This window comes from Phaeobacter sp. JH20_29 (assembly GCF_048056175.1).
Classification (GTDB): domain Bacteria; phylum Pseudomonadota; class Alphaproteobacteria; order Rhodobacterales; family Rhodobacteraceae; genus Phaeobacter; species Phaeobacter bryozoorum.
On the sequence record NZ_JAYMWO010000013.1, the window covers coordinates 714,176 to 728,475 of the forward strand.

Consider the following 14,300-nt stretch of genomic DNA (forward strand, 5'->3'; position numbering starts at 1 on the left):
AATCCGATTGCGCGGATGCCGTTCAGGGCGCAGCGGATCGCGCTGCCCTGGCGCTGGCGATCAGAACTTCCAGCGGGCGCCTGCCATGATGGAGGAACTGTCCTGATAGCTGGTCCCAGAGGTGTCCGCATAGGAATAGTCGCGGTAGGCCACATAGGTTTCCAGGTTCAGACCGTCGAAATTCTGCACCGCTGCAACGCCCCAGGATTCAGCGTTGTCGCCACTGGTGACCATATCCGAGCCGTCATAATAATCGATGGCAAAGGAGGTCGCGCCCACGGCCAGGAAATTCGCGGTATAGCCCAGCTTGGCAAAGGCATAATCGCCGCCGGTGTCGCGATCCCCTGCCGCAACCGCAAGCGAGACTCCGCTTGGTTCGTGCAGCGTGGCAAAGGAGGCCACGATATCGCGGGTTTTGGTGCCCGGCCCGTTTTCGTTCCAGACCGCCCCCAGCGCGCCCTGAATGGCGAAATCACCAAGATCGTCGTTATTGTACCGCACAGCGATATCATAGGCTTCGCGGTCGGAATTTGAGCGCAGGATCTCTTCGCCGTAAGAGGCCGAGACGGTAAAGCCGCTGAATTCCGGCGTATCATAGCGCACCCGGCCAAGCCGCCCGCCATCGAAGCTGCGGAAGGCCGAGCCGATGTTGACGCCTGACAGCGTACCGGTGGAGGTGCGGAACAGGAAGCCGCCAGCGGAATCCCCGATGGCTGACGTCTGAATGACACTGGTGCCGGAGAAATCGGATTCCGCCAGCCCGTCAGAGGCCATCGAACCCTGACCAAAGGAGAAGGTGCCGTAGCGCGGTGTTGCGTATTGAATATCGACCTTGCGGATCCGGGTACGGTCCCAGCTGATGTTCTGCGGACGGCCGTTCTGGTTCACCCCATCGGATGAGCGCAGCCCAAGAGCGGTTTCGAAATTGAACCGCAGGGTGTTCTCGCCAAAGGGCTGTTCGAGCCAGAAGCCGATGCGCGAGTTGGAATTGGCGTTGTCCACCAGCGTGCTGAAATCGTCACTGCCATCGTCGAACGACTGGAACGAGGGGTTGAACTGACCATAGTAGCGGAAGCTGCCGCCGGAGCTGTTCTCGTAGGTGGGCCCGGCAAAGGCGGGAACCGCCAGCCCGGCAACAAGACCGGACATCAGGGCTGTCACGCCAAGGTGAGAGGCAATTTTGGTGTTCATGAGGAGATGCTCCAATATTGTTCAGGGCGGCTCCCTCTCCATCCCTGAGAGGCCGACCTGTCACAGGTGCTATCACGCGATTTTCTGGTGCTGCACTCTTGAAATAAGCCGCGCCGGTTCCCTTGCCAGCTGTGGGCGGAATTCTCGCTCGATTGTGATCACCCGCTGCGCGGCATCGCGCCGATCGGTCCGGAATTTCTGCGCCGCCCAGCTGCCTCAGGCTGACCAATCGGGCCGAAACATCGCTCCCCCCAGAAAACGTCGACATTTTGGTGGAATATTCAGTGAAACATGCCGTCAAACGGCGGATTTCCACAGTTTATTAAGGGGCGCTCGTTAGCTGTGGCAGATCGACAAAGCAGGTACCCAGACTATGAGATTCAAAACTTCCATCAAGACGGCCATCTTTCTGATCGTCTTTCTGGCCAGCGCGGTCATGTTCGCGCTCATCGCCCTGTCGCGATACACCGATCAGCTGCGCACGGGGATCGAGACTGAAGTGGTCGCCGTGGAGGGGTTTGCAAAGACCCTCGCCGAGGCCAGCAGCGATTTTCAGAACGCCCGCATTGTTGAGATGGGGTTTCGCCTGAAGCCGAGCCAGGAGGTGATCGCCACCCAGGCTGAGACCATGGCGCATCTGCGCAACCGGCTGGAGACTGCAAGGATGCAGATCACCGAGTTGGATAACATGAGTGAGGCTGCACAGACGCTGAGCCTGCTGGCCAGTGAAATCGCCGCCTATGAAGCCGGGTTTGCCGACGTGGTCGCCAGCCAGGAGCGGTTGGGCTTTGATGAGACCGACGGGCTTCAGGGGGCGCTGCGCAGCTCTGTGCGGAGCATCGAAAAGGCATTGGAAGACACAGCAGAGCCCGAGATGAAGGTGAAGATGCTGATGATGCGGCGCCATGAGAAAGATTTCATCATGCGCCACGACACAAAATACATCGACCGGCTGAACGCCCGCGTGGATGAATTCCGTGCGTTCCCCGGCAGCTATTACAAGAACATCTCGCAGCGGGCCCGGATCGGCAGCCTGTTGACCGCCTATCAGAACTCCTTCAACGCCTATGCCGAGGAGACCAAGGTGATCGACGGCCACTATCAGGCCCTGAATGAAATCGAAACCGCTAGCGCGCCGATCCTGGCCAAGATGAACGACCTCACCTCGGCCCGGCTGGACATGATCCATGCCAGCGCCGCCGAGGCCATCGCCACCGCCAATGCCAATGCTATGAAGGCAGGCTTTGGCGGGCTTGGGGTCTTTGTCGTGGTGGCATTTGCCCTTGCCATCGGGATCTCGCGTCCGCTGTCGCGGGTCAATCTGGTGCTGCAAAAGATCATGGCGGGCGATTTCTCCACTCCGGCGCCGCAGTCGCGCATCAAAGAGGTCTCGACCATTGCCGCCGCCGTGGAGGACCTGCGCGCCGACAATGAGATGAAGGACAAGCTGACCCGCGAAATTGCCGAGGTCATCAGCGCCTGCGCTGCCGGAGACTTTTCCAAACGGTTGCAGATCGGGGACGCCAGCGGCTCCTTTGCGGATCTGGGCCGCGGTGTGAATGCCATCGGCGACGCGGCAGAGGGCGGCCTCGGCGATATCAGGCAGGTGCTCGACACGCTGGCGGCAGGTGACCTCACGCAGCGCATGCCCGACGGTCAGAAGGGGATTTTCAAGGAAATCGCCGATGCGGTCGACAACCTCAGCGACAGCCTCACCAACATGGTGCGGCAACTGTCGCACAGCAGCGAGGTGCTGAATTCCACCGCCGCAGAAATTGCGGCCGCCGCCGAGGACGCCTCGCGCCGCGGAGAAACCTCCGCCGCCTCCCTGGAAGAAACCGCCGCTGCGCTGCAGACATTGGACGACACCGTGCGCGGCACCGCCGAAGGGTCGGATCAGGCCAAGGATATCGTGCGCGACGCCTTTGCCCAGGCGCGCTCCACCAGCGAACTGGCCAGCCAGACCATCAGCGCCATGCAGCGGATCGAGGATTCGTCTGGCGCCATCGCCAAGATCACCGACCTGATCGAAGATCTTGCCTTTCAGACCAATCTCTTGGCGTTGAACGCCGGGGTCGAGGCCGCCCGCGCGGGAGAAGCAGGCCGCGGCTTTGCCGTCGTCGCCTCCGAGGTGCGCGGCCTCGCGCAGCGTTCTGCGGACGCCGTGCAGGAGATCAACGCGCTGATTGAGGTCAGCACCCGCGAGGTTGCCCAGGGCGTGAAACTGGTCGATCAGACCGGCACCGCGCTGGCCTCGATCCAAAGCTCGGTCGAAGCGGTGGTCGGCAAGGTTGAGCAGATCGCCGCCACCACGGTCGAGCAGTCCAATGGTCTGTCAGAGGTTAACACCGCCGTCGTCTCCCTGGACCAGAATGCGCAGAAGAACTCCGCCATGCTGGAGCAGACCGCCGCCGCCGGCCAGATGCTGCGCGAGGAGGCGCAGACATTGGTCCGGGCGATCTCCGGCTTTACCATCAGCCCTTCCGGCACCGGACACCGCGATGCTGAACCCATCGCCGACAGCTGGGAGCAACCGGCCTATGACGATGAGGATATTGCCTACGCCCAATCCGCCTGATCAGACGGTCTGACCGCACTGCCCCAGCTGGCGCTGCGGTCGGACCTGAGGCTGGCCAAGGCATCAACGACCGGTGTCGCAGTCTGATGAGCCCAGTTCCGCCCCCTGACCTGCTGCCCCCTGACCTGCCCCCTGAAACGCCCGCCAACCCGGGCGTTTCATCATATCCGCCAAAGATATCCCCCAAAGGGTCGATCCGCGCCAGTCAGGCAGCGGCGCAGGTGCCGATCAAAGACGGGCCTGAGCTGATCAAGACGACGCAGATCAGCCAGAGCACCACGCATGGCATCCACCGCCCCGCCGATGGCGACATTGTCCTCGGTACAGATGCCGCGAAGGGCGAAAGTCAAAGCTGGTGCCAAAGGGGTAGACCGGCCCCAATAGGCCGGGTCATCCTACACGATCTGTGAAAAATGGTGCGGGTGGAGGGACTTGAACCCCCACGCCTTGCGGCGCCAGAACCTAAATCTGGTGCGTCTACCAATTTCGCCACACCCGCATCCTGTCGGTGGTCACAGCCACCGTGAAGCGCTCAATAGCAAAGCTTTTTGACGGATGCAAAAGGGAAAGCGCGGTTCGGGCGCAACTTTTTCACCCGCGCCCTGCCCCGGCTATCCGGTTCGCCCCTCAAGCCTGCGCAACACGCAAGGGATCTGCTCGGGCAGATCCTCGGCAATCAGCCCGGGACCGAATTCCAGCGCGCATTCGACGTGAATATAGGCGGCGGTCTCGGACGCCTGCATCGGGGAAAACCCGCGCGCCAGCAGCCCGGTGATGAAGCCTGCCAGCACATCGCCCGACCCGGCGGTGGCCAGCCAGGGCGCGGAGCGCTCGTAATGGGCGGAATTGACCGAGCAGCGCCCGTCCGGCGCGGCGATCACCGTATCGGGCCCCTTGAACAGCACCACGCAGCCCGCGCGTCTGGCCGCCTCACGGGTGGCGTCGACCTTGGAATAGGCGGGACCGGAGGTGGCGGGTGCTGCCAGTTTTTCTGCGATATCCGGGAACAGCCGGGCAAACTCGCCGCCATGGGGCGTGATCACGCAGGTGTCGTGCAGGGCCTCAAACAGGACGTCGGGTTTCAGCTCGAACCGGGTCAGCGCATCAGCATCCAGAACGGTGGCGCGTTTTTCCTTCAACACCGCCATGACCACCGCCTGGGTGTCGGCCCCGCGCCCCAATCCGGGGCCAAGGCAGACCGCATTGAACCGCTTGTCCTCCAGAAGCTCGCTGACCCCATGCGCGCCGTCGATCTGCCGCAGCATGATCGCCGTCAGCTGACTGGCATTTTCCATCATCGCCGATCGCGGCGAGCCGACGGTCACCAGCCCTGCCCCGATGCGAAGCGCTCCGCGGGCGGCAAGACGCGCGGCACCGGTTCGGCCATGTCCGCCGGAGAGGATGAGGGCGTGGCCGTGGGTGTATTTGTGATGACCGCTTCGCTTCGACATTATCTGTGGCGCAACCGAGGTCACGACGCCGCCAGTTGCGGCACCTTGCCCTGTTTTCAGGCCGATGCTTTTGACCACAACCCTGCCTGACTGCTCGGGTCCATCTGCCAGGACATGCGCCAACTTCCGGCTGTGAAAGGTCACCGTGAGATCAGCGCGGATTGCCTCAAATTCCCGTGCCGGTTCCTTACTACGCAGCAGTTTGCCCGAGTCCGTGCACGCCCCGCTGGGTAGGTCAATTGAGACCACGCGGGGCGCCGGGAAAGCCCCCGTTCTGGAGCTTTCTGACAGACGCCACTTGGTTATCTCGGTTAGCCGGCCAAACGAATTGAACGTCTCGACCGGCCGCGTAAGTCCAGTTCCAAACAGCGCATCAACAAGAAGAGTGTTTTCCCGGTGCTTTGCAGGATCCAGTGCAAATGCGCCACTCCCAGTGTCGAGATATGGAACGACTGCTCCCAGCTCCCGCCACCGCTCATAATTCACCTTCGCATCCGTCGGCAGCTTGTCCGGGTCTCCATAAAGGAACACCTCCACCCCCCAGCCGCGCTGCTTCAACAGTCGCGCCACCACAAAACCGTCGCCGCCATTGTTGCCCGGCCCGCAGAGTACCACGGCACGGTAGGGTCCTTCGGCACCGTTCTTCTGGCCAGAAATATCCCGGGGGGAGGCCGCAGGCCGGGGGGCAGCGCCCCCCACTTGGGTAGCCGCAGGCCCCGCCAGCTCCGGCCATTCCTCGAAAATGGCCTCGACCACGCCCCGCCCTGCCCGCTCCATCAGCTCCAGACCGGTGACCTCGCCAGAGCCGATGGCGGCCTGTTCAATGGCGCGCATCTGGGCAGCGGTCAGCAATTCGCTCATTCCTTTGACCTCTCGATTGGGGCAGCAAACGGCGGGACGGATTCAGAACTGCGCATAAAACGGGCGCACTGCCTAATTTTTAGGCACATCCGATGAAATCCTGCGCAGTTTCGCCGCAGCGCTTGCAGCTCTTGTTGTCGCGGCTCAGTAGAAGTGATCTGACCTCTCTCGACAAGGTTGCGAGGAGTCACCCCGATGAAAAAGATCGAAGCCATCATCAAGCCGTTCAAACTCGACGAGGTGAAAGAAGCCTTGCAGGACGTGGGCGTACAGGGTCTTTCGGTGATCGAGGTCAAGGGTTTTGGCCGTCAAAAAGGTCATACCGAGCTCTACCGTGGCGCCGAATATGTCGTCGATTTCCTGCCGAAGGTGAAAATCGAGGTGGTTCTTGACGATGATCAGGTTGATGCCGCCATCGAGGCGATTGTGGCAGCAGCCAAGACCGACAAGATCGGCGACGGCAAAATCTTTGTCTCGCCCGTTGAGCAGGCAATCCGCATCCGCACCGGGGAAACCGGTTCGGACGCGCTCTGAGCCTGACCACATAATACTCGGCTGTCCCTGTCGCCGCGCGGCAGGCCAGCCCGGACACTCTCAAGACAAAAAGATCAGAAGGACCATTGGAAATGAGCGCAGACGCAGTTCTGAAGATGATCAAAGACGAAGATGCCGCCTATGTCGACATCCGTTTCACCGATGTGCGGGGCAAGCTCCAGCACGTGACCGTGGACGTCGACCTGGTGGATGAAGATTTCCTCGAAGAGGGCTTCATGTTCGATGGCTCCTCCATCGCCGGCTGGAAGTCGATCGAAAACTCCGACATGAAACTGATCCTCGACACCAGCTCGGCCTATGTCGATCCGTTCTATGCCGAAAAGACCATCTGCATCCATTGCTCCGTGGTTGAGCCCGATACCGGCGAAGCCTACCCCCGCGATCCGCGCGGCACCGCGCAGAAGGCAGAGGCCTATCTGAAATCCTCCGGCATCGGCGATGTGGCCTATATGGGCCCCGAGGCAGAATTCTTCCTGTTTGATGATGTGCGCTTCTCCAACACCATCAACAAAGTCTCCTTCGAGGTCGACGCCACCGACGCCTCCTGGAACACCGACACCGAATATGAAATGGGCAACATGGGTCACCGTCCGGGTCTGAAGGGCGGCTATTTCCCGGTGAACCCGATCGACGAAGCCCAGGACCTGCGCTCCGAAATGCTCTCGACCATGAAGCGTCTTGGCATGAAGGTGGACAAGCACCATCACGAGGTGGCCTCGTGCCAGCACGAGCTGGGCCTGATCTTTGACAGCCTGACCAAACAGGCCGACGAGCTGCAGAAATACAAATATGTGATCCACAACGTGGCACATGCCTACGGCAAATCCGCAACCTTCATGCCGAAGCCGATCTATGGCGACAACGGCACCGGCATGCATGTGAACATGTCGATCTGGAAGGACGGCAAGCCGCTGTTCGCGGGCGACAAATATGCCGATCTCAGCCAGGAAGCGCTGTATTTCATTGGTGGCATCCTGAAGCACGCCAAGACCCTGAACGCCTTCACCAACCCCTCGACCAACTCCTACAAGCGCCTGATCCCCGGCTTTGAGGCCCCGGTTCTGCGCGCCTATTCCGCCCGCAACCGCTCCGGCTGCGTGCGGATCCCATGGACCGAGAGCCCGAAGGCCAAGCGCGTCGAAGCCCGTTTCCCCGATCCGGCCGCAAACCCCTACCTGGCCTTCTCCGCCCTGCTGATGGCCGGCCTTGACGGGATCAAGAACAAGATTGATCCGGGCGAAGCCATGGACAAGAACCTCTACGACCTGCCCGCAGAAGAGCTGGCCGGCATCCCCACCGTCTGCGGCAGCCTGCGCGAAGCGCTGGAATCGCTGGCGGCCGACCATGACTTCCTGTTGCAGGGCGACGTGTTCACCAAGGACCAGATCGAAGGCTATATCGCCCTCAAGATGGAAGAGGTGGAGACCTACGAACACACCCCGCATCCGGTGGAATACGGCATGTACTACAGCTGCTGATCCCCGATCACGCAGGCTGACTGGGCGCTCCCTTCGGGGGGCGCCTTTTTCATATGCGCCGCAGCAGCTCAGCTCGCCGTCGTCCTCGTCAGATATGGGTGGCTGCGACATATGATCATAGCGCTCCGCCGACGCGATATTGCGTGCAGGCCCAACGGGGCGACTTTTGATTTGACATCCCCCCGCCGCTCGGTCTCCATCGCCGCATGATCCTTGCTGTTCTACTGCCCATCGCCATGCCGATCGTGGCGCTCATCTGCCTTTTTGCGGCCTACCGGCCAAATCGCATCTCACGCGCGCTGCTGGCGGCGACGGGCTGGGCTTTGCTCGCGATGACCGGGTGGTATGTTGCCCGTTTCATACTTGGCCTTGCCTAGCGGCGGCCCGCGTCATACCGGATTCCGGCCACCCCCGCCTCTGACACGCTCCCCTTACGTCAACTGATCGGAAACACTGCGAGTGATTGGCGGCGATTGGCAATCGCTGCGGCATCAATGTGACCATTCCCCGCCCATGTTTCGCCCCATTCGTCGCGTGACAGCAGGTCGACTGGCAATAAATATCAACATTTTCAAAATGATAGCTAGAGTCACCGACGCATTCAAATAACCTAAGGATTATTTTACCAATCGCCTGTCGCCGCCTCACTTTCCACCATTTCAAATTTTAACTTAATTGTTGAAACATCTGAGCGGAGGATCCCGACGGTGACACAGTCAGTTCAGTACAAAGGCAAGCTCGGCTTTGAGGCCCGACACCCGGAGGCCTTGTCCCGCAGCTCGGCCTCGGTGGTCGATACGCTAGAGGAATATGGTCACGCCGTGCGGCAGTTCCGATCCCGCAGCCCCAATCTGATCCTGCTTGAGTGCGATCATTATCGCATTGAACTGCGCTATCTGCGCCATCCGATCAAGCCGACGCGGGCCAACAGCGCCGATGCGGACTGCACCGAGACGCGGCTGCGCAGCGCGCTGAATGTGACGCTTATCCCGAACCATCCTGACCATTGCGACGCCGAGCTGAGCGAACTGCTGCTGGCGGTGGTCCTGCGCCGCCTGACAGAAGAGCTTGAGGTGGCGACGGTGGATTGGCTGGACACCCCCGTCACGCTGACCCGGGCGGCCTTTCTTGGTGCGTTTTCGGACGCTTCAGAGGTCGAAACACCCTCCGAGGCGGCTATGCCCACCCCGCTAGACGGGTCAGCAGACGGGACTGCAACCGTACCGCCGGAGGTGTTGCTGACCGTATTACCAGTGACCGCGCCGACAGACGCCGCGGCTGACACCTCCGCCGTTATTGCGCCGCAGATCGCTGTGCCGGACGCGTCGCAATCCGCAGCCGATCCCAAACAACGACCCCAGGGACGGCTGCGCGGCCGGGCCTGTTTCGAGCCGGTCGATGTCACCGCTGCACAGCTTGCCGAACATTGCGCGGCCATGCTCGACTCCTCGGAACTCCGCGCCACCGGTCGCCACGCCATCGAGGCGCGTAACAGGGCGCGGGCACGCACCAAGGCCATCCTGCAACATCCGCGGGCTGCCCACTACGACATGGCCCGGATCGGTGGTCTGCTGGCGGCTGTGCCGCCGCGTATGCTCTCGGCGGTGGCCCATATTCTGCACAGCCCGCAGCTGCGCGGCCATCTGCATATCATCTGTGGCGCAACTGCGCTGCTGGCCCTGCAAAGCTCGGCTGCCATCGCCTTCTAGAGCCGCACCCGCTCTAGGCCGGTGCAGCCGGTGCCCCCCATTGGGCCAAGACATCCGCACGGGCCAGCACGCTCGTGTGGATGCTGAAAACAACCGCGCGACTGCGCGGCAGCCGCAGGATCGTCTGCCGTTCGCTGCGCAGATACCCGGCGTCATCCGCCGCCGGACGTGGACGATCCCCGCTGACCCGGCGCGGCTGATGCAATGTGGGATCGGCGTACCACAGCGCATTGAACCGCCACATCGGGCGGCCCTGCTGGACCCCGTCAAACAGCCGCTGCACCCGCGCCGCAATGCCCGCATCATAGCTGTCGACAGGCGCATGGATGGCGATCAGCGGACGCAGGTATTTCTCCGCCAGGGTCCAGTTCGCCGGGAAGCACAGCACCGCCCCGGTCAGCACATGCTCATCCGCCCCCTGCGGTTTTTCCAGAATGCAGAAATCCTGCTGCGCGATCCGCCCCAGCGTGCCGAGGGGATCCTCCCAGTCCAGCTGCACCTGCACCCCGTCAGGCCGGAGCACATGGCCTGGCCGAGACGGCGCAGCCTCCGGGTAGAGCTGCGCCAGAACCGCCTCTAGCAACTCGCAGGCAGCGGGCATCGCCCCCGGCCCGCATTGCAGAACCTCCGCCCGCTGAGTTGTCAGCAGCCGCTCCCGCTCCGTCATCTGCGCGGCGAAGGCGGCGTCGAAATAGAGCCAGTCTTCTGGCGCCAGCGGCTGGATGCCGGGCAGCTTGCGCTCTTCCAGGGGATTATACGGCAGGCGGGTTTGCAGAATCTCATTCATGCCACCTTGTAGCAAGCAAAGCCTGCCATTTCATCCGCCAGCTTGCGCATCAGCCTGAAAACGACCGTCCGAACGGTCGTATTTGGCAGCGACACCGGCGCAAGCCCCGCGCCACTTTGGACAGATCTGTCCAGAGATGGAGCCGGAGATGAACGAGCACTACCGCGACACCCGCAAGATTGATCCCACGCGCGGCGCCACCCTTGGCGACAATACGCCCAACGATCAGGACCGGGTCGAGATCGGCCCCACCCAACTGGCCTATCGCGAATGGGCCGCCGCAGGGTTGCAGCTGCCTGATCTTCAGGCGATGCGCCGCTACCGCTGGGAGCGGCTGACCCGGTTCATCAACGATCGCGACTACGGCGGCCTCCTGGTGTTTGACCCGATGAACATCCGCTACGCCACCGACTCCACCAATATGCAGCTGTGGAACACCCATAACCCGTTTCGCGCACTCTTGATCTGCGCTGACGGCTACATGGTGATGTGGGACTACAAACAGGCGCCTTTCCTCAGCGAATTCAACCCGCTGGTGCGCGAACAGCGCGCCGGGGCGGATCTGTTCTACTTTGATCGCGGCGACAAGGTGGATGTGGCGGCGGATGTCTTTGCCAATGAGGTGCGTGAGCTGTTGCGCGCCCACAGCGGCGGCAACAGGCGGATCGCGGTGGACAAGATCATGCTGCACGGGCTGCGCGCGCTCGAAGCACAGGGGCTGGAGGTCTTCCCCGGCGAGGAGCTGACCGAGAAATGCCGCGCAGTGAAAGGCCCCGATGAGATCAGCGCCATGCGCTGCGCCAATCACGCCTGTGAAACAGCTGTCGCCGCGATGGAGCGCTATGCCCGCAGCGCCATCCCCGGCGGTCAGATCAGCGAAGATGACGTCTGGGCAGTGCTGCACGCCGAAAACATCCGCCGGGGTGGCGAATGGATCGAAACCCGGTTGCTGACCTCTGGCCCGCGCACCAACCCGTGGTTTCAGGAATGCGGCGGACGCATCATCCAGAACAACGAAATCATCAGCTTTGACACCGATCTGGTCGGCTCCTACGGGATCTGTATCGACATCTCGCGCAGCTGGTGGATCGGCGACCGCGCGCCGCCTGCCGATATGATCTATGCGATGCAGCACGGGGTTGAGCACATCCGCAGCAATATGGAGATGCTGAAACCGGGCGTGAATCTGCAGGAGCTGTCGCGCAGCTGCCATCTGCTGGATGCTCAGTTCCAGAAACAGAAATACGGCTGCATGATGCACGGTGTCGGGCTCTGTGATGAATGGCCGCTGGTCGCCTATCCCGATCAAATGGTCGAGGGCGCCTTCGACTATGAGCTGGAGCCGGGCATGGTGCTCTGTGTCGAGGCACTGGTCAGCCCCGAAGGCGGCGATTTCTCGATCAAGCTGGAGGATCAGGTGCTGATTACCGAAACAGGCTATGAGAACCTCACCACCTACCCGTTCGATCCGGCGTTGATGGGCACCGCGGGCGGGAAGTGACCCGCAGGGCGTCGCGCAAAGAGCCTGGGCAGAGCGCCCACTGGCGGGCGCTTCCCCGCTGGGGGAGAGACCGCTGAACCTGTGGCGCCGTCAGGCGCCTCCGCTTTGCCACCGGGCGAGTTTATCTTTCAGGATCAGCACACTGGGCGCGGAACTATATTGCGACAGCTCTGCCAGCGGCACCCAGGCCAGCGCCTTTGATTCCGCAGTGGCCCGGATTTCGCCTGCCTCGGCGCGAAACAGGTAGCGCACATCGTAGTGCAGATGCGACGCCTCGCGGCCATTGGCCGGGATTTCGTGAATGTCGATGTCGAATACCTGCTCCCCAATACGGCTGATCCGGCTGAGCCCGCTTTCCTCATAGGCCTCTTTCCAGGCGGTGAACCCTGCATCGGCGATGCCGTCGCAATGTCCGCCCAACTGTAACCACCGGTCCAGTTTGGCATGATGGGTGAGCAGCACCGCAGAGAGATCCTGCGACAGCACAAAGGCGGATCCGGTCACATGGCCGATTGCCGGATCCCGTTCAAACGCCCTTGGCTCGCGCGCGCAAAACGTGGTCAGGCGCTGCCACATCTGCCGGTCACGCGCATCCAGCGGGGTGAATGCGCCGATCCCCGCGCAGTGATCCAGGGTCGTATTTGTTGTCAATATCCCTCACCTTCCCGTGACGTCGGGGCCTGATGGCTTGTACCTGCCCGGCTGTCGCCGCACCTTAGGGCGACCCCCAGATAAAGGCCATTCCTATGCCCACCGAACGCATTTCCTTTTCCGGTCACTCCGGTGACCAGCTGGCTGCGCGACTGGATCTACCCGAAGGGCCGATCCTGTCAACGGCGCTGTTTGCGCATTGTTTCACCTGTTCCAAGGACATCCCGGCGGCGCGGCGCATCTCGGCCCGTCTGGCGGCGATGGGAATTGCCGTCCTGCGGTTTGATTTCACCGGTCTGGGTCATTCCGATGGCGAGTTTTCCAATACCAACTTCAGCTCAAATGTCGCCGATCTGGTGGCGGCGGGACAATATCTGGCGGGGCGCGGGCTGGCGCCTGCGCTGCTGATCGGTCATTCGCTGGGCGGCGCTGCGGTGCTACGCGCCCGTGCAGGCCTGCCGTCGGTGCGCGGCGTGGTGACGCTTGGCGCGCCCTCCGATCCGGCCCATGTGGCGCATCAGTTTGGCGAGGCGCTGGAGCAGATTGAGACCGAAGGTGCGGCCGAGGTCTGTCTGGCCGACCGCCCGTTCCTGATCCGCAAGCAATTCGTCGACGACATCCGCAGCGAGGCGTTGACCAGCGCCGTTGCTGATCTGGATGCCGCGCTTCTGGTGATGCATGCGCCGCTGGATGCCACCGTCAGCATCGACAATGCAGCAGAGCTGTTCATGGCGGCCAGACACCCCAAGAGCTTTGTCACGCTGGACGATGCCGACCACCTGATCTCGCGTCCCCGTGATGCCGAATATGCCGCTGACCTCATCGCCGCCTGGGCCGGGCGCTATATCGACCTGTCGCCGCCTGCTCCGCCCCCCGGTGCCCCCGAAGGCGTGCTGCGTGTCACCGAAGCGGATCCGAACGGCTTTTTGCAGGATATCCAGTCCGGCCCCCGTCATCACACCTACGCCGATGAACCGCTGGCCTATGGCGGCAGCAATCGTGGCATGACACCCTATGGGTTTATCGCCGCCGGTCTCGGCGCCTGTACCTCCATGACCATCCGCATGTATGCCCGGCGCAAGGGCTGGCCGCTGGAAGGCGTCAGCGTCGATGTGTGCCATGACAAGGTCCATGCGCAGGATGCCCTGCCCTCGGGTCCGGCGCAAATCGACCAGTTTACCCGCGTGATCTATCTGACCGGCCCCCTAAGCGCAGATCAACGCGCCAAGCTGATGGATATCGCCGACCGCTGTCCGGTGCATCGCACGCTGGAACATGGCGCCAAGGTGACGACGCGGCTGGATCAGGCCGAGATTGAGGTGGATCCGGCACATCTGCCGTTCTGACCCTGCGCTGACGGCGGCATTTCTTGGGCGGGCGGATGTCGCCGCTGGCTGCCGGCCGTAACGGGTGCCGTCTGCCTCCCTATCAGTGGCGCAAAACCCACCGATGCGCCGGATGCGGGACATAAGACAGCTGAAATCGGGCGCTTTCTGTCGCGGGCTGGCTCCGCGCCCTTGCCCTGTGAGGCGCGCTGC

Annotated in this window: 10 protein-coding genes and 1 tRNA gene; 6 read left to right on the forward strand and 5 right to left on the reverse strand. The window is 62.3% G+C overall.

Features of this window, described 5'->3' with window-relative positions; genetic code table 11:
• Positions 1–60: 60 nt before the first annotated feature.
• Positions 61–1,191 (reverse strand): porin, encoded by a 1,131-nt coding sequence (locus VWZ85_RS13190; RefSeq protein ID WP_416542182.1) that lies wholly within the window; start codon positions 1,189–1,191, stop codon positions 61–63.
• A gap of 373 nt (positions 1,192–1,564) precedes the next feature.
• Between VWZ85_RS13190 and VWZ85_RS13195 the strand changes: the two genes are divergently transcribed.
• Positions 1,565–3,769 carry a methyl-accepting chemotaxis protein gene (locus tag VWZ85_RS13195; RefSeq protein WP_416588670.1) on the forward strand — a complete coding sequence of 735 codons (2,205 nt, stop codon included), beginning with the start codon at positions 1,565–1,567 and terminating at the stop codon, positions 3,767–3,769.
• Between the two features lie 414 nt (positions 3,770–4,183).
• Here the strand turns inward: VWZ85_RS13195 and VWZ85_RS13200 are convergent.
• Together VWZ85_RS13200 and VWZ85_RS13205 are read right to left on the reverse strand one after the other, a co-directional pair.
• Positions 4,184–4,268: transfer RNA gene (locus tag VWZ85_RS13200), tRNA-Leu, on the reverse strand.
• Between the two features lie 112 nt (positions 4,269–4,380).
• Positions 4,381–6,081: an NAD(P)H-hydrate dehydratase gene (locus VWZ85_RS13205; protein WP_416588674.1), complete on the reverse strand. Its 1,701-nt coding sequence runs from the start codon at positions 6,079–6,081 to the stop codon at positions 4,381–4,383.
• A 195-nt stretch (positions 6,082–6,276) separates the two neighbouring features.
• Between VWZ85_RS13205 and VWZ85_RS13210 the strand changes: the two genes are divergently transcribed.
• From VWZ85_RS13210 to VWZ85_RS13220, 3 genes are all read left to right on the forward strand, one after another.
• On the forward strand, positions 6,277–6,615 hold the full coding sequence (locus tag VWZ85_RS13210; RefSeq protein WP_014874894.1) for a P-II family nitrogen regulator: 339 nt from the start codon (positions 6,277–6,279) through the stop codon (positions 6,613–6,615).
• A gap of 92 nt (positions 6,616–6,707) precedes the next feature.
• The gene (glnA, locus tag VWZ85_RS13215; RefSeq protein WP_340545814.1) at positions 6,708–8,114 is read left to right on the forward strand and encodes a type I glutamate--ammonia ligase; all 1,407 of its coding nucleotides are present in this window, start codon (positions 6,708–6,710) and stop codon (positions 8,112–8,114) included.
• A 707-nt stretch (positions 8,115–8,821) separates the two neighbouring features.
• A complete protein-coding gene (locus VWZ85_RS13220) occupies positions 8,822–9,823 on the forward strand; it encodes a hypothetical protein (RefSeq protein WP_416588678.1) in 1,002 nt (333 codons plus the stop codon).
• Positions 9,824–9,836: 13 nt separating this feature from the next.
• On the opposite strand, the gene VWZ85_RS13225 is transcribed toward VWZ85_RS13220, so the two are convergent.
• The gene (locus VWZ85_RS13225; RefSeq protein WP_416588680.1) at positions 9,837–10,610 is read right to left on the reverse strand and encodes a heme-dependent oxidative N-demethylase family protein; all 774 of its coding nucleotides are present in this window, start codon (positions 10,608–10,610) and stop codon (positions 9,837–9,839) included.
• A 148-nt stretch (positions 10,611–10,758) separates the two neighbouring features.
• Here VWZ85_RS13225 and dddP point away from each other — a divergent pair, with 148 nt between their 5' ends.
• Positions 10,759–12,111, forward strand: a complete 1,353-nt coding sequence (dddP, locus tag VWZ85_RS13230; RefSeq protein ID WP_416588682.1) for a dimethylsulfonioproprionate lyase DddP — start codon at positions 10,759–10,761, stop codon at positions 12,109–12,111.
• A gap of 90 nt (positions 12,112–12,201) precedes the next feature.
• On the opposite strand, the gene VWZ85_RS13235 is transcribed toward dddP, so the two are convergent.
• Complete coding sequence (locus VWZ85_RS13235) at positions 12,202–12,687, reverse strand: NUDIX hydrolase (protein WP_416588848.1); 486 nt, start codon at positions 12,685–12,687, stop codon at positions 12,202–12,204.
• Positions 12,688–12,857: 170 nt separating this feature from the next.
• Between VWZ85_RS13235 and VWZ85_RS13240 the strand changes: the two genes are divergently transcribed.
• Complete coding sequence (locus VWZ85_RS13240; RefSeq protein ID WP_416538915.1) at positions 12,858–14,108, forward strand: alpha/beta fold hydrolase; 1,251 nt, start codon at positions 12,858–12,860, stop codon at positions 14,106–14,108.
• The last annotated feature ends 192 nt before the right edge of the window (positions 14,109–14,300 follow it).

Coding starts and splice junctions, on each gene's coding strand:
- VWZ85_RS13190 (WP_416542182.1), bottom strand. CDS start 1,191: ATGAACACCAAAATTGCCTCTCACCTTGGCGTGACAGCCCTGATGTCC.
- VWZ85_RS13195 (WP_416588670.1), top strand. CDS start 1,565: ATGAGATTCAAAACTTCCATCAAGACGGCCATCTTTCTGATCGTCTTT.
- VWZ85_RS13205 (WP_416588674.1), bottom strand. CDS start 6,081: ATGAGCGAATTGCTGACCGCTGCCCAGATGCGCGCCATTGAACAGGCC.
- VWZ85_RS13210 (WP_014874894.1), top strand. CDS start 6,277: ATGAAAAAGATCGAAGCCATCATCAAGCCGTTCAAACTCGACGAGGTG.
- glnA (WP_340545814.1), top strand. CDS start 6,708: ATGAGCGCAGACGCAGTTCTGAAGATGATCAAAGACGAAGATGCCGCC.
- VWZ85_RS13225 (WP_416588680.1), bottom strand. CDS start 10,610: ATGAATGAGATTCTGCAAACCCGCCTGCCGTATAATCCCCTGGAAGAG.
- dddP (WP_416588682.1), top strand. CDS start 10,759: ATGAACGAGCACTACCGCGACACCCGCAAGATTGATCCCACGCGCGGC.
- VWZ85_RS13235 (WP_416588848.1), bottom strand. CDS start 12,687: ATGTGGCAGCGCCTGACCACGTTTTGCGCGCGCGAGCCAAGGGCGTTT.
- VWZ85_RS13240 (WP_416538915.1), top strand. CDS start 12,858: ATGCCCACCGAACGCATTTCCTTTTCCGGTCACTCCGGTGACCAGCTG.